We start from the raw sequence: 22709 nt of genomic DNA on the forward strand, positions 1-22709 counted from the left end.
CCTTCAGAAAACAGGACGTGGCTGTACATACATAAACGATAAGATGAAATATCCCGTTTCCTGATCCTATATGTAAAAAGATGATACCGCGCCTAAATAATTTGCGCTTGCTTGAAATGTCGACAGTAACATATACACAACAGGGCCAGGTAGGACTAGCCTTGCAGGTGTGTTGCAGAATCAATCGTGTGTAACTGCCGGTGAATTTCCAGTAGTCGCTGCTGTAACTGTCTCCTCGTTTGTGCATCACCAGCAGCAGTGGCTTCGCGTATGAGAAATTGCAATTCGGTATTCAGTTGTACAAGCCTTGCTCGTTTCAGGCGCGTCGCACACTGGACCGCTTCTTTTACCAGTCCAGCTCCATCGCGTGGAGTCTCCATGTCTACGCATTCGCGCGCCCGATTGAGCGCGTCCCATAACGAGGCAGGCACATACTGATCAAAGGATTGAAGTGAGGGGGAAGAAGCACGTTGTTGATACACAGAATAGAGAATGTGGTACAACTCTCGCGTATCTGTCCCAGCGAAGTCACCATCGTCTATTATACCATAAACATAGGGACTTAATCCGGGATTTTGCAGGAGTAGCCCAATCAGGTAGTCCTCCCATTTTAGCCTATTCGCCTCACCTCTGTCAAGTATACCACTGGTACCATGACGCTGTGCACCGACTAGACCATTCGTCCTTGCTTCCCTCTTCTGCCCGCTGCCTGGATGGCCTTGTTCACCAATGGGTGGTGCTCCAAGCACTGACCCTGCTTGTTCTTTGCTAAATCCCTTCGCACTATCAGCGTTCCTTTTGTCTAACGGAGCAGAGAACGTTGCAGTAACACTCGTCGCCCGTTGTTCCCTCAGGGTATGTTGTAATTCAGCATACAAACTTCGCTCATCGATAGCAATAAGCCTTGCAAGCTTGCGTATGTAGGCGTCACGCTTAATACGATCACTGATCATGCCAATGACTGGCAACAAGCGTTTCGCGGCCTCGGTCTTGCCCACTGGCTCACGAATATCCAGGTCCGCCGTCTTGACGACAAAGAAGTAGTCTACCAGGGGTAGTGGATGGCCGACAGCGTAGAGCCAGGCAGCATGGTCACGCCTGATAAACTCATCAGGATCTTCACCCAAGGGCAACTGAAGCACGTTGATCTCCGCATCCACCTGCTCCTCCAGGCGAATAATCCCACGTGCCTGCTGCTTGCCGGCGTAGGATCCCTTCTGCTCACGCACATTATTGCCCCCCTTGCGCCCCTCTCGCGGCCATTGACGATCAGGGGATCCGCCAGGCAATGGCACAGGTACAACAGTGCGATCAAAGCCCTTCAAGGCTTCCTGGATACCGTGCTCCGTCGCTGCGCTTCCTGCGGCGTCAGGATCCAGCGCCAGGGTTACTTGCTTGGTCATCTTCTTCAGTTGCTGAATGTGCTTTTCGGTGATCGCGCTACCAATACAGGCCACAGTTTGCCTGGTGCCATACTGGTGAGCAATGATGGCATCAACATATCCTTCGACAATAACAACTTGCCGGGCCTGTTTTATTGCATCGCGCGCCATATCCAGGGCGTATAAGACTGTATTTTTCTCAAACAGCAGCGTCTGTGGCGAGTTAAGATATTTGGGTTTTCCGTCTCCAAGTGCTCTTCCACCAAAGCCAATCACGCGTCCCCGTATATCCCGTATCGGAAAGATAATTCGGTTTCTAAAGTAATCATAGATGCCATTTTCTGTATTTCCCTCGCCGCTCTCGCGTCCACTTCGGTCAGAGCTACCCATTTCTCGCTCACGTGCCAGTCCCCCAACAACCAGCTCGCGCTCGCTATAACCGCGACTGAGCAAATAGCGCGACAAACCATCCCACTGGTCAGGTGCATAGCCCAAGCCAAAAGTAATAACGGTATCTGCGGAGATACCCCGGCTCTGGATATATGCACGCGCCTCCTCTGCCTCACGCGAACGCAGAAGCATATGGTGAAACCAGAGCAAGGCATCCTCGTTCAACTGGCGCAGGCGCTCTTTAGCCGCGTTCGTCTCACGCGAAGCCTCGGCGTTATGACTCTCCTGCTCCTCTAGCGCCACACCTGCCTTCTGGGCCAGGTATTCCAGGGTCTCGCGAAACTCCAAGCTCTGCTGCTTTTGCACAAAGGAGAAAACATCTCCCCCCTCGTTACAGCCAAAGCAACGCCAGGTCTGAGTCTCTGGAAAGACATAGAACGAAGGCGTCCGCTCGTTGTGAAACGGGCAGAGCCCTTTCAAGGTCTTTCCCGATTTGTGTAGTGCAACAACCAGGCTGATCTCTTCGGCTACGTCAACTTTAGCCTTGATAGTTTCGATAATAGATGTCATTTCCTGGCCCTCAAAGATAGATGTTGCTCTTACAAAACATATAACGGGTCATCACAGAGAAAATAGTGGCACATAGCTTATGAGGTGGGTAAGTAATAGTGCCCAGGTATTCTACAGCATGAAGATAGCGCACTGCAAACATGTGTGCCATAGATGTAATCTACCAGGGGGTGTGACCTGGAGAGTGTATATTCCTGGCTTAAGATTATTCTAATACGGGTACAAGGCCATACAAAAATAAAAACGTCGCTCTCTCTTAGCCACTTAACAGAACATCCATTCTATAGACGATCTCTGACTCTACCAGGTGACAAAAAAATCCACATTTCTTTCTTGTGTTTCTTGAGTAACTCAAAGTTATCCACATTTTCCACAGCCCTAACTACTAATATATTTATTTTATTTTAAAAAAATATATTAGATAGTAGTAGTAGGGGATGTGGATAAGTGGATAACTTTTGGTTTCCTACCATTGTCTCTCGCCCCTAATATATGCATAAAATCCCTTCGCAAGCGGCTCCAAACTATGTGGAAAAGTTATCCGCAATATGGTAAAAAGGCCAAAAAAAGGTGGATAACCTGTGGATAACCTGTGGATAACCTGGTGGATAAAACTCACTTCTAAGGAGGGTGCTGGAGGATTGTGGATAAGTTATCCACACCCTTTGTGGATAAACTCCGAAACATATCCACCGGATTGTGGATATGTGGATAAGTTATCCACACAAAATGTGGATAACTCCTATTTCTGGCATTTCTTTCATGTAAATATATTAGTAATTAGGAATGCATAAAATTATATTATGGAAAAATCCACAATTACAGCCTGCTTGTGTGGATAGTGTGGATAACTTATCCACACAAAATGTGGATAAGTTTAGCGTTATATCGTATTGTGTGAAAATGCTGTGAACGGTGGATAACTTGTGGATAAGTTATCCACATTTTGTGTGGATAACTTTGAAAAAATTTCCAGGTTCTGGGTCTTGTGGATAACTTGTGGATAAGTTATCCACAACGATTGTGGATAAGTCTTAGATGCGCATACTTCAATGGATAGTCTTGTGGATTTGTGGATAAGTTATCCACAACGATTGTGGATAACTTAGAAATACTGCTCGCTTTGTGGATAAGTTATCCACAATCAATGTGGATAACTTAAAAACGCCGCTCGCTTTGTGGATAACTCTTTCATCTTTGTTCATTCTTCTGTGGAAAAATCCACAATTACAGCCTGCTTGTGTGGATAGTGTGGATAACTTATCCACACAAAATGTGGATAAGTTTAGCGTTATATCGTATTGTGTGAAAATGCTGTGAACGGTGGATAACTTGTGGATAAGTTATCCACATTTTGTGTGGATAACTTTGAAAAAATTTCCAGGTTCTGGGTCTTGTGGATAACTTGTGGATAAGTTATCCACAATCGTTGTGGATAACTATAGCGTTATATCGTATTGTGTGAAAATGCTGTGAAGATGTGGATAACCTGTGGATAACTTTGTTGTGGTGTTGTGGAAAAATCCACAATTACAGCCATTTTGTGTGGATAGTGTGGATAACTTATCCACACAAAATGTGGATAACTCTAACATTATATCGTATTGTATGAAAAATGCGCAAAGTGGTGGATAACCTGTGGATAACTTGTGGATAAGTGCTTATTTTTAGGAGTATTCCCCACATTTAGTACAAAGCAGGTTGTGATTGTTCTAGCTTATCCACACAAAATGTGAATAACTCTTATTTCTTGTCAGAAATATGCGATAAAACGTGGTCGTTGCGGAGAACTTCGATCTATAAAGGTGGAATGTGGACAATAGAGAAACGTTTGTGTTCGTCCAAAGGGGGTTATTCAGATAATTATACACTTATCCACAATTTTTGTGGATAAGTGGGAGGAAAATGTGCAGAAGTCGAGAGTTTATCGTTGCACCTGGCTTTACAGATGAGTATGCATATAAGCTTTCTATGTTTGTTGAGAATGTAAATGGCATAAAATCTTGTAAGCTTTTGCTTGCCGTGCATCGCTGAGACGATTTGTTACATAAATAGGTGTGATACAAGGTGCTTTTTTAAACGTAGTGTTATTATGTGTATTTAGTACACCTTCTTGTGGAGATATTCTGGGCTTTTTTAAAGAGGAGATGATGATTGGTGTACCGCTCCCGCTTCAATCAAGGCTGGTTTTTGTGGCTCTGTATGTGGAGCTGCCTGGTGATCGTGCTCTCTATAAGCGCGTGTAGCGGCGTCGCTCTCCCCGCACCCAATAATGGAACGCCACCATCCCACCTGAGTTCGCCACTACCACAGGCCTCTCCTGACCTGATTCAACCAGGGGTGTTAACAGTGGGCAGCTATTTGCAGTATCCGCCACAGGCCTTTCTTGACCCGGCATCTCAGCGTCCAATGGGCTTCGATATCGATCTGATTACTGAAATTGCGCATCGCCTGGGAGTGAAGGTCTCTATTACAAACATGGAGTACAAAACACTGCCTGATGCGGTTACGCAGGGAGAGGTGGATGTAGCTATCGCCGCGATACCTATCTCTGATACCCTCCAGGCAAAGGTGAATTTTGTTCCTTACTTTAAGGGAGGAGAGGCTCTTTTGGTGCCACGAGGCAATCCTTTGCAGATTGCTACACTTAATGATTTGTGTGGCAGAAGCGTGGGCGTCGTCCAGAATTCTCTTGAGCAGAGCGATCTTGAATTGACCAGCGCCAGTTGCGTTGAAGCCGGGCAGGCATCGATCAGGCTTACATATATCTCTCCGCCCGATACATTCATTGATGCCCTGACCCAAAAGCGTGTAGAAGCTACATTTCAGGATCTACCGCAGGTTGATTTTTATGCTATGAAATATGCTAACCTCGTGCAGCAGGCGGGCCCCATTCTCAACGTCACAATGGAGGGAATCGCTGTACGCAAAGAGAGCGTAAACCTGGGACATTTGATACAGGTCGTGCTAGATACACTGCGGAAGGATGGTACCTATAATCGTCTCATCAAGAAATGGGGCCTCATACACGGGGCTTTAAGCTCCTAAAGACGAGTTTGAACCCGAACAACGTCCAGGCTCAAACCTTATCTTTCTATCCTAGAAATCAAGCCCCCGTTAAAAAAGTTTGTGGCGAGAGCATGAGTTCCAGGTCCTCGGTTTGCGGCATACCACACAGGTTCTGGCGCACTGGAAAACCTGGAGTATTGTCTAGCAGGTGGAGAAAAGCGCGGATGATCATGGGGTCAAAGCTTGCTCCAGAGGCTTGCAGGAGCCGTTCGCGCGCGGCGTCGTTTGAGAGCGGTGCCTTGTAGGGGCGCTGAGATGTTAAGACATCATAGACGTCCGCGACCGTCAGGATACGCGCACTCAGAGGTATCTCTTCCCCTTTAAGTCCCACGGGATAGCCATGTCCATCCCAGGCTTCGTGATGATGCAGGACCGCCTCTACATAGAAGGGATGGATATCGCAACCAATAAGAATGCGTGCGCCAATGAGAGGATGGCGCTCCATCTTGCGACGCTCTTCCTCTGATAGGGCCGCTGATTTATTGAGGATATCATTGGCGATCCAGGTTTTACCCAAATCATGTACCAGGGCCGCAAGGGCCAGGTCACGTACCTCGCGCCTACTCCACCCCAGGTGGCGAGCCAGGCGCGAGGCATATGTTGCTACGCGCCGGGAGTGCTCATAGGTCACGATGTCACGCTCTTGAATACTTTGAGCAAATGAAAGAAGTACTTTTCTTGTCTCTTGATCTTTTGTTATCTGTTTAGCGTCCACCACGTTGCTCTCCCACCTACAGGTGAAATGTACCCTCTGCCTGGTAACCGCGAAGATCACCATCACCTACTTAATACGAAAACCAGCGCTTCGCTCGCGCTCAGGTTTTCGAGAGGTAGTCCATAGAAAACGAGAGAAAACGAGTAAAAAGATAGGCTTTGATATACAACCTGTACCCCCAGGAAGTAATGACTACCTACTACATAGAAGACGCAAGGTAGGCCTTGTTCCGACCGCTTTTCTCGTTTCTATTCAACCAATCGTTACATGTGTGAATATGTCACATCTTAATACGTAGCTTTGAGTGGTGTCTATGTACACCTGCAAAAAAGGTACTTTTGGCTAGCATAATGCCCTTTGCGTGCGCTGGCGCGTTCTTTTCTTTAGCCTTTTCTAGAGGGAGAACGTAGACAATGCTATTCCCCAATTAGTCCCTGTTTTCCTCCTATTTCGTTTGGTATCGCACTCTTTTGTGATAGACTCAGCTTGATACTCTGAGAAAAGAATACTCATACCGTGTTTCTTTATTAGTGGATAAAGCCCTTCATGCATAGCATCTGGAAGTGACGAAAAATGGCGGAGAAATCTACACTACAGCAAAAGAAGACGCAAGAGTCAAACGTGTTAGAAAAGAAGCAAAGTGATATCGTGACCCTGGTTTTGACCGCTGATAACCACCTGGGCTATTCCGCCTTTGGACAGCAGCCTCGTAGGCGTGAAGAGCGCCAGCTGCGGCTGCGCCAGGCCTTCCAGCAGGCGACGGATTTTGCTATCGTGCAGGGAGTCGACCTGTTTATTCAGGCGGGCGACCTCTTCGATACACCGAGCCCTGATGAGCAAGATCGCAGTTTTGTGGCTGAGCGTCTTGCCCAACTTAAACAGGCAGGCATACGCACTTTTGCGTTGGGGGGAACGCATGATACTCCGTTGACCGGATCCACGCCCGCCCCTCAGAGCAGCTTTGCGCGCCTGGGAGCCCTGCATTATATTCCGCCCGCCCTCAAAGCTGGAGAACGGCTGGAATCAGAACTCATTGATGTGCATGGCGTGCGCATTGGTATTGCAGGTATCGGCGCGTTAGCTGGCCAGAGTGGTGATCCCCTGGCGAATATCTATGTGCGTCCCGATATTGAGGCAGCAGACATACCGATCTTACTTTTGCATGCACCAGTAGAGGGCCTGAGCGTGAACTCCTCGCTCCTGGATGTGCGTGCCAGCGTGAGCCGTGAGAGTATCGCGAACCTATCCATGTTTAAATATATTCTCGCCGGCTATCACCACGGACATACACGTATGCGCATGGCTCATTCTGAGCTGGTAGTGGCCGGTGCTACGCAGCATGTGGACTTTACTAGCCCTGAGCAGACACCCGGCTTTGTCTTTATGGGCATTGCCCCCGATGGGATCCGTTGGTGTAACCATATTCCCTCACTCGAGGCACTGCAGTTCAAGCGTCTGGTTTTGCATACGAATGAACTATGGCTGGAACAGAATGGAGATGAAACCCAGGCTGTTTCTCCCACCACTTTGATTCTTGAACGCCTGCGCCCCCTGTATGGTGACGATACCATGTTGCAGGTCCGTCTGGAGGGCCAGCTCTCGCGCCGTCAGTTTCACGATTTGGACCTGAATCAGATTCGGCGCACGGGCGAGGAGCATTGTTTCGCCCTGGCAATCGATGATAGCTCTCTTACCGTTTTGCCTGAGCAAGAGACCTCTCCTGTTGAAGAAGGGGCGCGCCTTTCACTGCGTACAGAGCTGGTGACCCTGGCCGACGAATGGATTGCCGTGGCATCTGCTGAGCAAGAGAAAAAAGCACTACAATATACGAAGCATGAATTATTGCAAGCGATGGATGAGGTAAAAAGGTAGATGGTGTCCGGGGTCTACCAGGTGCGTCTCGTCGATGATCTGGTAAGGGCTTGGCGAACGGAGTTGTATCCATGATTATCCTGAAGCATTTAACGGTCGAGCGGTTCCGCCTCTTGCGCGAGGTAAATATTCATTTCCCTCAGCGGGGTAGTATCCTGATTCAGGGACCTAATGAATCAGGCAAGTCGGCGCTACTCGAAAGTATTTACTTTGCCCTCTATGGCGAGCCAATGGCCTCTGACCGCAAAAAGAAGCGCGTCCTCGATGATTTAATTTCCTATGGCTCACCGCGTGCGACTGTCTCGCTCTCCTTCTCCATTGGTACGACCGATGTGAGCATGACGCGCATCCTGGAGCGCGGCCAGGGACAACAGGTTCGCCTGCTGGTAAGCCAGGGCGGAGTGACGCAGGGCGATGAGATCACTGATTTAAGCGAGGCCAATGCCCGCATTGTTGCGGAACTGGGCCAGATCAATGGTGAGACGTTACGTAACTCCTGCCTGGTGGAGCAGAAAGGCCTGACTCGCCTTGAGGATTTGAGTGGAGCCGAGCGCGAAGAGACGGTTCGCCACCTGCTTGGCCTGGAACAACTGGCCACTCTCGGCGAGCGCTTCAAAGTTCTCCCGGAAGATGAGCAGGCACTCCAGGTCAGTCGCGAACGCCTACAGCTTGCTGAGATGCAGGCGCGTATCCCCGAGGTGAGCAAACAGCTTGGCGAGGTAGAACTGGCTCTGGATGCTGTCACGATCCATGAGAGTCTGGACGAGATCCAGGCCCAGGAGGCCGAAATTGTCGAGGAGGAGACCGCGCTTAAAGATATCCAGAAGCAGCGCGGTGAGCACAAAATGCGTCAGCATCGTGTGCAACAGTTGCGCCGTGCTGATACGACGCTGGCGGAAATCATCTCGGCCTATGATGGCATTGCCGAGGCTCGGCATGAAATTCCAGAGCTGGAGCGCCAGCTAACCGAACTGGAGCGCCGTGAGCAGGAGGAACTGCCCGCGCTGGAGAAGCGCGTGAGCGAGTTGAGTGAGTTGTTGCGCTCCTTTGGTACCTTACAGCGTATGTCCAATGACCTTTTGAGTGTTGTCGATACTATCAAGGAACAGGAGCAACAGCAGAAGGAGCATGAAACGGTGCGCGAGGATCTCAAAGGCATTGAGGTCCAGGTCGGGAACGCCCGCGAGCGCTTGCTACAAGCTCAGCAATCCTTGCAGGATCTTGAGGATCGCCGGCGTACCAATCGTCCACGCCTGGAAGCACGCCTGGAACGTCTCCAGACCCTTGCTTCGCGTCTGGCTGAGCTGCGTCGCCTGGAGCAGAAATATCTGCGGTCTCTGGAAGAGAAGAAGTATGCGGCCCAGAATGCGCTTCAGATTGAGCAGTTCTCACGCTCACTGCGTGATGCCCAGCGTGAGTTAGACAATATCGAGGCCGAGGCCCGCCAGTTGCAGCAGCAGGCGGAAGAGTTGGAGAAGCGCTGGCGTATGCTGAGCATGCGTCGTCACCTGGAAGAGTGGCAGCGCCTCAAGGGGCTTTCTCAGGGCCTGGCCCAGGCAGAGAAGCATGTTCATGAGGCTTATCGCCATCAGGAGAAATTAAACCATCTGGCGATGGACGCGCGTAGCTCCGTTACCCGCTACCGACTTTTGTTGCTCGGTAGCGGCGGAGCTTTTATCGTGGCTCTGGGCTTCGCACTCTGGGCGATTTTTAACCAGGGTAATGTGCTGGTAGGCGTGATCTCTGGTGTGATTGCGCTCCTTTTAGTTGGAGCCTTTGCCTGGGGCTGGCAGAAACAATCGCAAGCACATGAAGAGACCACGGAGGCAGATCGGCAGATGCAGGATGCCATCAGCAAAGTGGGCATGATGGTTGCCGCGCGTGAAACAGCCATCCGTATGGGTGGTAGCCCTGAATCTCTGGCTCAGGTGGAGCGCGAGATCCAAACGCTGGGTGGTACCATTCCTATCTCGCTCGAAGATGCGCATCATATGTTACACCAGATTCGTGACGAGGGCGAGAGCCTGGCCGATATCCAGAAACGCGCCCAGGGGCGCCGCGAAGAGGCCAACGGCGCGCGCAACCGTGCCAACCTGGCGGGTGAGGCCGTCAATAAGTTACGCCAGGAGAGTGCCCTCCTCGAGGAGCAGCGTCGTAAGGCCGGCTGGGATCACCTTGAGGAGCGCATCCTGAAAGAGCTCTCGGCGGTTCAGCTTATGCACCAGGAGATCACGCTGCTAGCTGGTCAGGAGGGCTTACCACTTCCCAGCGTCAATGAGCGCCTCCAGGGAGCTGAACCGGGAACGGTGACGCCGTTTATTGGCCTCTCGACGCCCGAGGATCTTGCCAACACAGGCGTGCCTGAGTTAGAGTCCCTGGTCGAAGGCAATATCAAGGATACAGAGCGTGAAATGGCCTCCCTGGATGGTAAGCTGGATATGGTTACCAACCTGGCGGCCCAGGTAAAAATCCACCAGGAGGCCCTGGACGTCTTGCTTGAGCGCCAGCGGACGATCAGCGCACGCAACGCGCAGTTTATGGCAAATTCACCGGCCCAGCAGTTGGAGCGCACACGGGAGCAACAATTCGCCCTGAAGCAGGCCCTGCAATCCCTGAACAATTCGCTGCGCCAGCGTGTTAGTGCCCTGGGCATCACCTTCGGCCAGGCTCCCGTCAGCAACGCTGAGCTGGCGGCGCGCAAGAAGCTCGAAGAGCTTCATATTTCGCTGGGCAATAAATATACTCTCCAGGAGCGCCTGAACAAGTATACGAAGCAGCTTCGCGAGCTACAAGATCTACTGGCTGAACACTACAAGCAGCTTGCCAAGTATAGTAATACCCTGGGAAGCTGGATTGTGCCACCCAATCCCTTCGCGGAGGCGCTCTCCGCCCTGCGAGTGCGCTGTGCTGAAGAGCTCAAGGAAACCAACGAGCAGACGCTGGCCCGTGATAAGGAGAGATTGGATGGACGTGAAGGCGCGGCCAAAGCCAAGATTGCGCTGTGTAAGCAGGAAATTCTCAACATTCAGGAGCGTATACATACCCTCCTGGAGCAGTTGAAACGCCCTGAACCAGGCTCGCTAGCCCTTGAGGATATCGTGGCTATCTGGCCGCTCCTCGCCGATTATAAGGCTGAGGAACGTCCAGAGCTTGAAGAGAAGCGCGACACCTTCGCGCAGGAACTGCAAGATCTGGAGCGTCAGGAGCTTGAGTTGAGCGAAAAGCTGCAAACTGGTCGTCTCTCCCTCGACCTGGACGAGACGCGCCAACATGCCGAGCAGCAGGAGCGTTCGTACCAGATAAAATATCATGGTCAGCGCATGATCAATGAGCTCTATCAGCGTGTGTTGCAGAAAGTTGTTCCACGTACGCAACACTATATGCAGCAGATCCTGCCCCTGCTCACCAGCGGGCGCTATCACGATGTCCACCTGACAACGGATGACGAGGAAGGCACCATTAGTGGTGGGCCTGTGCGCGTCAATGTATGGGAGGCCGCCGCGGGTGAATACATCCCCAGGTCGGCGCTTTCGGGTGGTACTGCGGATCAGCTCTCATTGGCATTGCGCTTGGCCTTCTCTATCGCGGCCCTCCCGCAGGACGAGCAGGTTGTACCCGGCTTTGTGCTTCTGGATGAGCCACTAAGCTCCTTCGACCATACACGTGCCCAGGCCCTGGTCGATGTGATCACGAGCGAGGTACTTAGCACGCACTTTGAGCAGATTGTGTTGATCTCGCATAGCAGTGCCTTCGATCCTGCTATGTTCCCATATCACCTGTACATGAATAATGGCCTGGTGGTCGAGAGCAACCTTCCTGTGGTTCCAAGTCTGGCAGCTGTTGCCGTCAGCGAAGATACCCTGACGTCTTCCGACCTGACCTCTGGGCTGGAAGATGAGGAGGATGAGGATCTGCTGGGGGCCACACAGGCCGTTGCAGCCGTCCGCCCTCCAAAGAAATAACAATCACAGACATGAAGGAGCCGGGCAGCCTACAGGCTGCCCGGCTCCTTCATGTCTGTGATTATCTCTCTATTTTCCTGACAGAAAAACCTTGACCAACTCCTGGGCCTGTTGTTCCATTGCGGTACCACCCGCCAGCCAGAGAATGCGTTTATCACGCCTGAACCAGGTGAGCTGACGCCGGGTGAAGTCGTGGATCGCATATTTGAGGCGTTGTACCATCTCCTCTTTACTGCTGATCTCGCCACGCAGCCAGCGGCTAATAAAGCGGTATTCCAGCCCCAGAGCCTCCAGGCGTTCATGGCTGACGCCCTGCTGAAGCAAGCTCTCTACCTCCTGTATCATACCCTCAGCCATGCGTTCATCGACCCGCGCATCAATGCGCTGGTAGAGGATCTCGCGTGGCCAGTCAATGGCCAGGAGCAGGCAATGGTAGAGTGGTCGTGCTTGCCCGCGCTGGTCCGAGAAGGGCTTGCCCGTAACCAGACAGACCTCCAGCGCGCGGATGACACGCCGGGGATTGCGCCGGTCAATAGTGGCGTAGCTCTGGGGATCAAGCAGTTCCAGCTGGGCAAGTAGTGCTTCCAGAGGCTGCTCCTCTAGCTGTGCGCGTAGCTCGGGCTGAGGGGCGACCGCTGGAATGTCGAAGTTATCGACAATCGTCTGGATGTAGTGAGGCGATCCTCCAACCAGGAAGGGCTGCTTGCCATGCATCAGAATATCGTTGATGACGGTGATAGCTGCCTGTTGGTATTGGGAGACGGTATAGGTCTCGCCTGGGTCGACGACATCAAGCAGGTGATGAGGGATTATAGCCCGCTCCTGGGGTGTGACCTTGGCTGTTCCTATATCCATACCACGATAGACCTGGCGTGAATCTGCTGAGATGATCTCGCCCGCGAAGTGCTGCGCAAGCTGAATGCCCAACGAACTCTTACCGGAGGCCGTTGGCCCTACTATAACTGGTAGTCTGGGTAATATTGCAGTTTGGGAATACTCCATGTTTGCGGCCTACTCTTCCACTACGCATCCTCAAGGATTTGCTTTGTCTTCACTATGTAATGTACCCGCCAGAGCAGGCTTGATGCAACCAGCATACCAATCAGCATGCCTGCAATCGTGAACCAGCTCAGGTCATACTCGATTGTTAGCAGGAAGCCAAGCATCCCACCAATCGCGATGAGTAAGCCAATGACTAGTTGCCGCACTGAGGTTAAAGCCCAGGTCATCCATTCGATAACCATATTGCTCATGCGCTTATCAGTGCCGACGATGGCCGCGATGGCGGCAGTGGCTAGCATAAAAATCATTTGTACTGAGCCTGGAGTTATCTGCGCTAGCAGTTGCCAGAAGAGTTTGAGGACAGCCAGCGCCAGCAGGGTTGCGCTCATGCCTGTACAGAGGCGGTTGAGAATATCCTGGAGGCGCCACGTCCATCGCCAGTTGCTACTCAAGGCGCCAATGCTTGTGGTGGGAATAAGTACTGCGAGTACGAACACAAACCAGGGGCTGGGCGCGAGCGGCTCAATATGCCAGTTTGCCAGCAGTGATCGCAGAAGTGTATAGCCCAGGCCGCCTATAGCCCAGGCTCCACACCAGGTAAAGATATGTTTAAGAATTGTTTGCTCGCGCCGAGTTGTGCTCACAATCTCCCAACCCTGGTAGTCGCTTAGACCAGGGTCGCCATACTTTTCGATATCCGCAGCCTCTGCATTCATATGCGTGTCGGGTGTCGCGGTTACGTCTTGAGCCTGGGATTGCACCTGGCTCTGTTGCGCGGATACGCTTGCTGTTCTCGCGCGCATGGGTGTCCTGTGCTTCCCCGTGATCCCTGGTTGCGCGCCTGTTGCCTGCTTCCAATTATAGGCGTCGTCCAGCTCATCAAGATATTCGTCATCCTCGTCATTCAGGTCGGCGCCAATAGTTTTGCCACCATGATGCTGGGTATAGCGGAGAGCTAATTCTTGCTTATCGGCCTCAATAACGACCTCGATGGCGCGCTCCTTGCCTGCTCCTTGTTTCCCAGTGGGAAGAAGTGTGATTATTCCACTATTGTGTCCGGCATAGAGCAGATGGCTCTGAATTTGAACATTGACGTAGGTAGTCTCGCCCGAAAAGTCATCGCGGTCAAGGACAATCCAGGGATCACTGGCCTGGAGTGTGCCCTGAATGGGCTTGCTTGATGTGCTGCTAATGATGAGCGGGAGTGGTTCTGAGAGGTCATCTAGCACCTCCCCAAAATCGAGCCGAATGGGTTTCACTTCAATGGCAGGCGTGCTCCAGCGTAGCCACTGCATCTCCTTGTAGCGCCCACCTGACAGGATGGATCTGGTTGCGGGTTTCGCGCTCTGTTTGCTGCTATGCCTCTTCTGAATTGAACCGGCTGCTGTCGTTGCAGCCAGGTGTTTGCCACTCTGGCTGCCCCGGCTGCCTCGGCTATGTCCATTGCGTTGTGGAGCCTCACCTGGCTCTGGCGAGGGGAAAAGAGAGACCTGTGCGCCAGGAACCTTGCGAATAAATTGCTCGACCGACTCCAGGGGGTCGAGCACGGTGACGCGAATATACCGCGCTGCCCGTGCCAGGTCGTTCTCGCCAATCTCACGTAGCCAGGACTCGATCTCACCATTAGCCAGGTAGTCAGCAGCCTCGTCGGGGTAGAGCGCGCAAAGCTCTGCCAATTCCAGTGGATTCGTTGCCTGTTCACTACTCTCAAAGCTGAAGATATGTTCGCCAAGTAAGGCACTACGGAACTCCTCGACGCTATTGTAGCGGTCGTCGGGGTCGATTGCGGTCGCGATCTCCAGCGCGCGCGCCACCGCTGGCGAGATGTAGGGATGAGACTGGCGAATATTCTTGAGCCCAAAGCCCTTCTCTGAGAGTGTATTGGTGAGGAGTTCAAAGAGCGTCATCGCCAGGGAGTAGATATCGGAGCGTTCATCGGTCTGGGCCTCGCCATACTGCTCTGGAGGCGCGAAGCCAGGAGTGCCTAGTTGCTGGGTATCGTGGTGTCGGGCCTGGCGAAAGAAGCGCGCGATCCCAAAATCAATCAGCTTGATGCGCCCATCGCGTGTGAGCATGGCGTTGCCGGGCTTCATATCGCGAAAAATGATGGACGGATCCTGGCTATGCAGGTAGGAGAGTACGTCGCAGAGCTGGCGCGCCCAACCCAGGACTCGTCGTTCCGAGAAGGGGCCGCCATTGCGATGGAGCAGGTCCTCCAATGTCATGCCATCGATATACTCCATCACCAGGAAATGGCGATTATTCTCAGAGAAGAAGCCAGTGAACTTGGGCAAGTTGGGGTGATCCAGCCGCCAGAGAATTTTCGCCTCGATCTTAAAATTCTCAATGGCCTGTTCTTGCTCTTCATAGGGAACTGTCGAGAGGCTCATCTCTTTGATGGCACAAACTGCCTGGCGTTTGAGGTCGCGTGCCTGGTAGACAGCTCCCATACCTCCCTGCCCGATGGTGCGTTGAATAAGAAAGCGCTTGTGAAGTAACGTCTTACTTCCCAGGCGTCCTGTTTGTGGATTCCACTGGCCGCTACGCTGGTTGATGGCGAACCCCTCCGTCTTAGCTAGCGTCTTCTCCTAGAGGCCGAGCGCGATGGTGTGATCTCTGCTAAACCCGAACACCAGGCGATTGCTCAAATGCGCGACTTTAGTATAGCATACCCTACTGGGACATACTACCTAGAAAATGTTGTTCTAGCAGTACGCCTGGACTATCTCGTGGTACAATTGAACGAGCGCCTATTTGCTGGCTACAAAGGTTGGTATCTGAAATCTTGCTCTTCTACGGTTCTATATATAAAACGAGCGAATGCGTGTAAGTATCTGAAAAAAAGGCAAAAGTTACAAGCGCAGGTAGGTATTGATAAATGGTGACGAATCGAAATACATCACGAAGTATACCAGAAGTCTCGCGCAGGCGAAAGCGCTCGTATACTGTGCTCCTCTGTAGCGTGCTGTTGATCGTTATGGGAGGCGCGGCGACCTTGGTCTGGCAGATTCAGCAGGGCACGGCCACGCGCGCGGCTGGCGCCAATGTTGTTGGTCTACCCTCGCTACCTGCCGCCTATATCGACCAGGTCTTTGCCCAAAATGGTAGCCGTATGGCTGGCACTGGCCAATTGATTGAAAACGAATCGCGCCTGACGAATATTGATGACGCCTTCGCGCTCGGCGTTTTCTCAGCCGAGACCAGCTATGGAATGGCGGGCGTGGGCATTAATTGCCTGAATCCCGGCAGTATCTCCGGTCCTGGTTGTGGCAGCTTCAAGTCCTATCCTTCTTATAGTGCTGCCATTATCGATTGGTTCACCATCATCAAAAATAATTACGTGCTGGGGCGTGGCCTGACAACCGTTTATGCCATCAGTGGTCCCTATGTTGGTACTTCTGGCGCGGGCACCTGGGCCGCCAAAGTCGTCAACTCCATGGCGCGTTACCAGGCACAGACGGCGCCGCCACCACCACCTGTCACACCTACTCCTACGCGCGAGAGCCGTCCCTTTAATGAGGGCCCGACAGGCTTCTTCCCGGCTCAAAGCTTCTCCCAGGATGCCAGGCATATTGCTCCAGGCACTGAGGTTCCCGGTGGAAAGAACACTCAGCCACAGGCTGATGGTCTTCCAGTGGCCTTACGTAATACCATTGTCGCGGTCTGCCTATTGATCTCGGTGGCCGTATTCGCCCTGGGTATGATGCTGCGTAGACGCAATTCTAGCGTGAGCATACCGGAGATCGAGGTCCAACACGCTGCGTTCGCCGTCGTGCCACCTCTGGTAGCCGTTCCACAGACGCCATTGCCAGCCGAGGCGTTTGCGGCACCATCCTTTGTGCAGGAGGCAGGCGCCTTCCAGGTGGCCTCGCTCTCACCCTCGACGGAGGAACTGGATCGAGACGCATCTCAGTTCGTGGCCTCTCAGGGACAGAGCATGCCTATTGCGCCCCTCTTTGGACTCTCTGCGAAGAGCGCAGCTCCCCGCGAGCGCAACACCGACGAACACGTTCCATTGACAGGACTGCGCCCAGGCGGGGGGCTGCTCTCGCGTTATCGCAACACCGAGGCCCTGAATAACTCAAGCAACGGCCCCTCACAGAGGCAATCAGATCCTGGCCTGATCTCAGTAGGGAGTGGTCAGCAAGAAGGATTTTAGCTGCCTTAAAAGCATGCCTACACGCCCCAAAGAGGCAAGCGAGCGGATAGAGCGGAATTTTGGGAAACCTATAAAAAAAGGCCAGAAAAACTGTTGACAAAAATCGCGCTTAGGTGTATTATGGCACACGTAATCCGTTAGCAATTAGCCCTCGTGGCGGAATGGTATACGCAGCAGGTTGAGGGCCTGTGCTCGAAAGGGCGTGGTGGTTCGAGTCCACTCGAGGGCATTCGTAGGGCATCCAAATATTGAGTAAATATCTGGGTGCCTGATTTTTCGCCAACAAGCGGAATACACGGGCGATTAGCTCAGCTGGTTAGAGCGGCTGCTTTACACGCAGTAGGTCTGGGGTTCGAATCCCTAATCGCCCATCTCAAGCGGCTTTAGAGGCTCTTCTGTAGCAAGCAAACAAAGTGCTATAGAAGAGCTTTTTTGCGTCTTTTTTCTAGTCCAAGCCTACTGCCTTGTTCTTGTGATTTTGCGAGAATTGTATGGTGTAATCCTAGTCAAGTTTGATCGATTGGAAGAAGGTTTGATCGTTTAGAAAAGTTAATTATAGACCATCTGCATTTTCCTGATAAATGCGATGCTGTAAGCTGAAGAAATAGAAAGCCCCACTAGCTATAAACTACTGGGGCTTTTTGCTGGTTATATTACTAATCAATAGAGCACCACACCATTTTCCGGTATGTGTGAGCTCTATTGATTATCTTTCACAATCATCGAGGTGCGCTTTTTGTTGAAATATTCAAACCTTCTAACAATAAGCTCTCCAACACGTATGCCTGGCATCTCGATCCAACGATAAAAGGCGAGCGATATTGGTACAATGACAAATAACGCCCAGATATAAAACGCTAGATAGGTTATGGCATGCCCTATTCCCTGACTGTTTAGTGACGGCAGGACATAGTGAAGAAAGATAAAGATGAATGGTAAATGCCACATGTATAAACTGAATGAGATCAAACCAACCCAACGTAGGATTGGTATCTCAAATGGATACTGCAGTTTGCGTGAGCCAAATAATAATGCTGCGATACAGAGACCATAACTTACAGCATAGAGCAAGGCTTCCCACATAATCCAGGTCTTCTCCAGGCTATGTATGGCGGAATCAGAGACATTAAATATATTGGCATAAGAGAAATCTAAGTTTCTAACATGATAGAAATGATACATTGATACGACGGGGAGCAATAGTAACCCTGCTGTGAATGCGACCCAACTGAAGCGGCGGATGTTAGCCTGCCAATTCTCTGTAAGTTGTGTGTTTTGCGTATATACATACAGCACACTGAGTAGCATGCCAACGGCAAACACCTCAAAGTATTTGCCTTCTTCGCCATAAATAAAGGGCTTGAGTTTTAGCATGATACCTTTGAGGTATGCTCCAGAGACTCCAGGTAGGTAGACACTATAGTAGTAACGTGTAAACACCCCCCATACCATGATCGCGAGCAAGCAGCCTATAAGCTTGAGCATACGCCAGTTAGTACAACCACGTCGAATGAGCAGAGCTAGTATCCAGCAGATAATAGGTAATAATAGATAGAACTGAAACTCAACTGCCAGTGTCCAGAATACGCCGTTTATCTGCTGCGAATCGCTGAATTCCATACGAAATGTGAGCAAGCGCAGCACTTCTTGCCAACTACTATGATGTAGAAGACCAGGGTGGAAAAAGAGTATCATAAGGGATAGCGCAAGATAATATGCTGGCACAATGCGGAAGATACGGCGAAGATAGAAGCGGCTGATGGAAGGCCAGGAGCTATTCTCGAAAAGAAGCACTTTCGCAAAAGGCAAAAAGAGGAGAAAGCCTGAGAGGAGAAAAAAAAGTATGACACCAGATTCGCCAAGATAAAAGATCGAGGCAAGTATTCCTCCCAAAGTATCATAGGGGCGCCAGATATTAGAGAAATCAGATAGGTGATTAATATGATAGGTAATAACTGAGAGACACGCTATAGCTCGTACCCCATCTAATGCAAGAATCTGGTTCTTCGATTTACTTATCTCTAATGAGTTTGTGACTGTTTCACTCCATTGTTGGATATTGCCCTGAATATTTTTTTGCCCATTTCTTGTGAAAAAATTCATATGCTCTGCGCCTCCTCGCGCTAGTATTGATGGTGCATGCTGAAAAGAACTGGCTGGTACCCTCCTTGGCACAATCGAAGCAGTCACTTTTTGTCCGAAATCCTGAGGGCGCTCGCGTGCCACCGTTTGCCCCCGAATGGTGGTTATGAGATCCTCGAATAGGGATGACCTCACATGGAGGTGGGTTTCAAAATAAGATCTTAGGCAAATCTAGTATTGTACATACTGTTTACCTCTCTTACAGAGACGCAACTTTACAATAATAGAAACATATCGGTATGTGCGTAGCTAGATATGGCTATAGCGGTACAGTTAATAAACAAAAACACCTCATGTGTCATTCAAGAGACATGAGGTGTTTTGTTTAGGTGATTAGTTGGGAATAGAAGCGATCTGATGCCAGTTCTGGCCGTCATTCTGGCTATCATAGAGGTTTTGAGCAGTGTAATCGGAAGTTCCTGCGCTCACGAATAGGTGGTTCGAACTTAAAACCGACAAGAATGGGGCAGCAGCGAGATTGCTCGGCAATGTCACATTCTCGACGTCCCAGCTACCTGCTTGCAGCGAGGCGAACCCTACTTTACCTCCGATGGCAACGAAGGCAAAGGCTGCATTGACTACGTGCCAGTTATCGATCTGGATCACTCGAGTATTGGCTGGTACGGCACCTCCATCAATCTGCCAGGTCTGGCCACCGTCCTGAGTACGATAAATGTACGAGTTATAGATTGTGTATGAGTTTGTATCACCAAAGGCTGCTATCAGGTAGCCTTCCTGCTGATTGCCGAAACCAAGGAAGCGAATGTTGGTGGGCGCAGCCGTAGCGGGTACGTTGGCAGGAAGCGGCAGGTTTAGCTGGGCCCAGTTCTGGCCGCTATCGCTAGTCCTATACAGTGTGTAGCTGTTGTTCCCATTGTCATTGGAGTTCACGAAGGTCGTGTAACCCGTTGTTTGTGAGGTAAAGTAGTTATAGTACGAACCATTTTGTGCAGGTAGCGTAGCCTCCTGCCAATCCTGGCTAGTTCCTCCAACAAGGAAAAGATGGGACACGCTATTGCTATCGCTTGTCGAGATCCAGGCAGACTGATTATCGGCAACGCTTAAGGTTTGTAAGTATTGATTTGCATCAATCCAGGCGAAACGCTTCCAGGTCTGACCACCATCGTTGGTCCGATAGAGTGCCGTAATAGCATAGGTCTGCGAGTCATATGTCAGGTACCATGCTACCTGACCGTTTAGCACATATGCTTGACCGAGCATTTCCTGATCAGCAGGCTGGGCAACGGTTTGCCAGGTTTTGCCTCCGTCGCTGGTGCGCCGTAAAGCGCTGGTCAGTGTCCAACCAACCTTCTTGTCAATCATGGCTACACCGCCAGGGCCAGCTCCCCCTAACTGGATAACGTTTTGTAGCGTATCCTGGGACGTGGTGGAGGTTGCCGCTGCCGCGCTTTGGGCGTGCGTATTGGCAAAAGCAGAGGAGACAGTTATACCTATCAAGAGTAGAGAAAAGCAGAGGACAAGCGCTCCTTTGCGCAAATAAAGAGACCAGGACTTGTGACGATGGGGGGACATCACTGTAGACATGGTTCCTCCTGAACTACTAATGAGCATGTGCGTTCCATACATTTGCATAAAGAAGTTATTGATAGAATGTGAGTAGAGAATATTAAGCACATATCAAGCATATTACATATCTTCAATTAGTATACAGAAAATGATGAGTTAAAAACAAGATGAAAACAAGATGAAAAATACTGAAAATAGGCGAATATTTCAGTAAGTATCTGCTTTTGATGTTTATATTAGTAATTCGAATCAAATATTTTTAGTATAGTTAATAAGTATAAAATTTGAAAAACTTTTTGGTATCTTATAGCGTGTGACTGATTGTTTGCTTGATACGTCCCAAGTAGAAAAAGGGATATACTTTTATGGCTCGTATCTCTCGTATGCTCTTGTATTTTTCACAGCAACGCTGGACACTTATCGCCCTTACATCTTTATATCCTTGTGCTTTACTCCTATTTCTATTGGTTCAGCATATTTTTCCCCAGCATGATGGAGTCCTTGCTATTACCCAGGTTTTTGCGCCCTATCTATTTCTCCCTCTACTTTTTCTTATTCCCTTTGCCTTTCTCTCTCGCACCATGCTCTTGCGCCTGATCCTGGTTGTTTGCCTGCTCGCCTTTAGTTTCACCTACTTTCCTCGAATCCCTTTTCACGCTTCCAGCGACTCCACTTCCAGAATGATGACGAGTGTTCTTTCCTGGAATATGGAGGTAGGCCACTCTCATGATGCACTACTCCTCCCGTTACTCAAAGAGAAGCATCCCGCGATTGTGGCCCTGGAAGAAGTTGATCCAGGCGATACCTTCACTCAGTCGCCTGATTTCAAGCGTCTTTATGCGTATCAACTCGCCCAGCCCACTACTAACGTCCCATACAATCTCGCTCTTCTGAGTATCTATCCTATTATCGAGTATGGTACTCTCAAAACCGGCGATGATACCTGGGCGGAGCCTCAGGCGCAGGTTCTCTGGGCGCGTCTTGACCTTGGTTCGGGACAGCGGTTGGTGGTCATCATCGGTCATCCCGTTTCCTCCATCCATGCCGTCGCAAATTGCTACTTCTGTTCTGAGCGCCGCGATGGACAGCTTCGCTCTCTTAACGCTTTTGCCCATTCGTTCATGTTTCACGGCGAAGCGGTGCTCCTGGCAGGGGATATGAATGTGACAGATCGTGAACCGGGATATGCTTCTCTTACTGCTAGTCTGCAGGATGCCTTTCAGCTTGCTGGTACCGGGAGCGGCCACACCTGGGGCTTTCACCGCCTCAACCCTTACTGGCCTATGCTGCGTATCGACTATTTGCTTGCCAGCCCACGTGTCCATCCCACAACATTTGATGTTGATTGCGCTCCACGTGCCAGCGATCACTGTGTGATTTGGGGACAGTTTGGCCTTTTGTAGGAGATATTTGGAGAATGATGCCAGCCACGTAGAGGGCTACATCTGTGTAGAATTGCGGCTGGCATGACGAGGTTGTTTTTAGTTCAGGGCTTGCTCGATGGCTTGGAGCAGGTCGCCACGGCTACAGGGTTTGCACAGGCCTGGAATGTTGCGCTGGCGGATCTCTTGCTCGGGTAGGCTGGCACTGACCATGATAGCGGGGAGATCGGCCCATTCGGGAGTGCTGTGTACCAGGTCATAGATCTCGATGCCGTTCATGCCAGGCAGGTCATAGTCGAGCACCAGCAGTTGTGGCCGGTGCTCCTGTAGCATCTGCAAGATATGGCTTCCCTCGCTGAGATGAAGCACCTGGTAGGGAGTATGCTCGGTGATGATTCGTTTCATGATCATGCCCAGGACAAGCTGGTCCTCTATCAGAAAAATTGTTCCGCTGGCGACGCTGCTTCTGGAGGCCTCTTGTATGTACATCTCTTGCTCCTTAAACATTTCCAACTACCTCCTGATTCTCTGGCTTAT

At 50.8% G+C, this 22709-nt stretch carries 12 protein-coding genes and 2 tRNA genes; 7 read left to right on the forward strand and 7 right to left on the reverse strand.

Annotation, left to right across the window (positions count from 1 at the left end; translation table 11 throughout):
* Positions 1-155 precede the first annotated feature (155 nt).
* Entirely contained in the window at positions 156-2342 is a 2187-nt protein-coding gene (gene dnaG / locus JMJ04_RS09395; RefSeq protein ID WP_201370268.1) for a DNA primase, read from the reverse strand.
* A 2157-nt stretch (positions 2343-4499) separates the two neighbouring features.
* Here dnaG and JMJ04_RS09400 point away from each other — a divergent pair.
* Positions 4500-5390 carry a transporter substrate-binding domain-containing protein gene (locus JMJ04_RS09400; protein WP_236038141.1) on the forward strand — a complete coding sequence of 297 codons (891 nt, stop codon included), beginning with the start codon at positions 4500-4502 and terminating at the stop codon, positions 5388-5390.
* 58 nt (positions 5391-5448) lie between these two features.
* Here the strand turns inward: JMJ04_RS09400 and JMJ04_RS09405 are convergent, their stop codons facing one another.
* Positions 5449-6189: an HD-GYP domain-containing protein gene (locus JMJ04_RS09405; RefSeq protein WP_338001062.1), complete on the reverse strand. Its 741-nt coding sequence runs from the start codon at positions 6187-6189 to the stop codon at positions 5449-5451.
* A gap of 558 nt (positions 6190-6747) precedes the next feature.
* On the opposite strand from JMJ04_RS09405, the gene JMJ04_RS09410 reads away from it, so the two are divergent.
* The gene (locus tag JMJ04_RS09410; protein ID WP_201370271.1) at positions 6748-7998 is read left to right on the forward strand and encodes a metallophosphoesterase family protein; all 1251 of its coding nucleotides are present in this window, start codon (positions 6748-6750) and stop codon (positions 7996-7998) included.
* Between the two features lie 71 nt (positions 7999-8069).
* Complete coding sequence (locus JMJ04_RS09415) at positions 8070-11960, forward strand: AAA family ATPase (protein ID WP_201370272.1); 3891 nt, start codon at positions 8070-8072, stop codon at positions 11958-11960.
* A gap of 69 nt (positions 11961-12029) precedes the next feature.
* Here JMJ04_RS09415 and miaA read toward each other — a convergent pair whose 3' ends face one another.
* Positions 12030-12962: a tRNA (adenosine(37)-N6)-dimethylallyltransferase MiaA gene (miaA, locus tag JMJ04_RS09420; RefSeq protein ID WP_201370273.1), complete on the reverse strand. Its 933-nt coding sequence runs from the start codon at positions 12960-12962 to the stop codon at positions 12030-12032.
* 20 nt (positions 12963-12982) lie between these two features.
* Entirely contained in the window at positions 12983-15517 is a 2535-nt protein-coding gene (locus JMJ04_RS09425) for a serine/threonine protein kinase (RefSeq protein ID WP_307811704.1), read from the reverse strand.
* Between the two features lie 323 nt (positions 15518-15840).
* Here JMJ04_RS09425 and JMJ04_RS09430 point away from each other — a divergent pair, with 323 nt between their 5' ends.
* From JMJ04_RS09430 to JMJ04_RS09440, 3 genes are all read left to right on the forward strand, one after another.
* Positions 15841-17121: a glucosaminidase domain-containing protein gene (locus JMJ04_RS09430; protein WP_201370275.1), complete on the forward strand. Its 1281-nt coding sequence runs from the start codon at positions 15841-15843 to the stop codon at positions 17119-17121.
* A 147-nt stretch (positions 17122-17268) separates the two neighbouring features.
* Positions 17269-17350, forward strand: a tRNA-Leu gene (locus JMJ04_RS09435).
* A gap of 68 nt (positions 17351-17418) precedes the next feature.
* Positions 17419-17492: transfer RNA gene (locus JMJ04_RS09440), tRNA-Val, on the forward strand.
* A gap of 328 nt (positions 17493-17820) precedes the next feature.
* Here the strand turns inward: JMJ04_RS09440 and JMJ04_RS09445 are convergent.
* Together JMJ04_RS09445 and JMJ04_RS09450 are read right to left on the reverse strand one after the other, a co-directional pair.
* Positions 17821-19347, reverse strand: coding sequence for an acyltransferase family protein (locus JMJ04_RS09445; RefSeq protein WP_201370276.1), 1527 nt, complete (start codon positions 19345-19347; stop codon positions 17821-17823).
* A 249-nt stretch (positions 19348-19596) separates the two neighbouring features.
* Positions 19597-20808, reverse strand: a complete 1212-nt coding sequence (locus tag JMJ04_RS09450) for a beta propeller repeat protein (RefSeq protein ID WP_201370277.1) — start codon at positions 20806-20808, stop codon at positions 19597-19599.
* A 347-nt stretch (positions 20809-21155) separates the two neighbouring features.
* On the opposite strand from JMJ04_RS09450, the gene JMJ04_RS09455 reads away from it, so the two are divergent.
* Entirely contained in the window at positions 21156-22193 is a 1038-nt protein-coding gene (locus JMJ04_RS09455; protein WP_201370278.1) for an endonuclease/exonuclease/phosphatase family protein, read from the forward strand.
* Positions 22194-22271: 78 nt separating this feature from the next.
* On the opposite strand, the gene JMJ04_RS09460 is transcribed toward JMJ04_RS09455, so the two are convergent.
* Positions 22272-22661, reverse strand: a complete 390-nt coding sequence (locus tag JMJ04_RS09460; protein ID WP_201370279.1) for a response regulator — start codon at positions 22659-22661, stop codon at positions 22272-22274.
* Positions 22662-22709: the final 48 nt, after the last annotated feature.

This window comes from Ktedonobacter robiniae, assembly GCF_016587375.1.
Lineage (GTDB): Bacteria > Chloroflexota > Ktedonobacteria > Ktedonobacterales > Ktedonobacteraceae > Ktedonobacter > Ktedonobacter robiniae.

What these genes read in the sequence shown, in the direction of transcription:
- JMJ04_RS09405 (WP_338001062.1), bottom strand. Translation starts at nt 6,189, where the DNA reads ATGGTGATCTTCGCGGTTACCAGGCAGAGGGTACATTTCACCTGTAGG.
- JMJ04_RS09455 (WP_201370278.1), top strand. Translation starts at nt 21,156, where the DNA reads ATGGCTCGTATCTCTCGTATGCTCTTGTATTTTTCACAGCAACGCTGG.
- miaA (WP_201370273.1), bottom strand. Translation starts at nt 12,962, where the DNA reads ATGGAGTATTCCCAAACTGCAATATTACCCAGACTACCAGTTATAGTA.
- JMJ04_RS09450 (WP_201370277.1), bottom strand. Translation starts at nt 20,808, where the DNA reads ATGTCTACAGTGATGTCCCCCCATCGTCACAAGTCCTGGTCTCTTTAT.
- JMJ04_RS09415 (WP_201370272.1), top strand. Translation starts at nt 8,070, where the DNA reads ATGATTATCCTGAAGCATTTAACGGTCGAGCGGTTCCGCCTCTTGCGC.
- JMJ04_RS09430 (WP_201370275.1), top strand. Translation starts at nt 15,841, where the DNA reads ATGGTGACGAATCGAAATACATCACGAAGTATACCAGAAGTCTCGCGC.
- JMJ04_RS09460 (WP_201370279.1), bottom strand. Translation starts at nt 22,661, where the DNA reads ATGTACATACAAGAGGCCTCCAGAAGCAGCGTCGCCAGCGGAACAATT.
- dnaG (WP_201370268.1), bottom strand. Translation starts at nt 2,342, where the DNA reads ATGACATCTATTATCGAAACTATCAAGGCTAAAGTTGACGTAGCCGAA.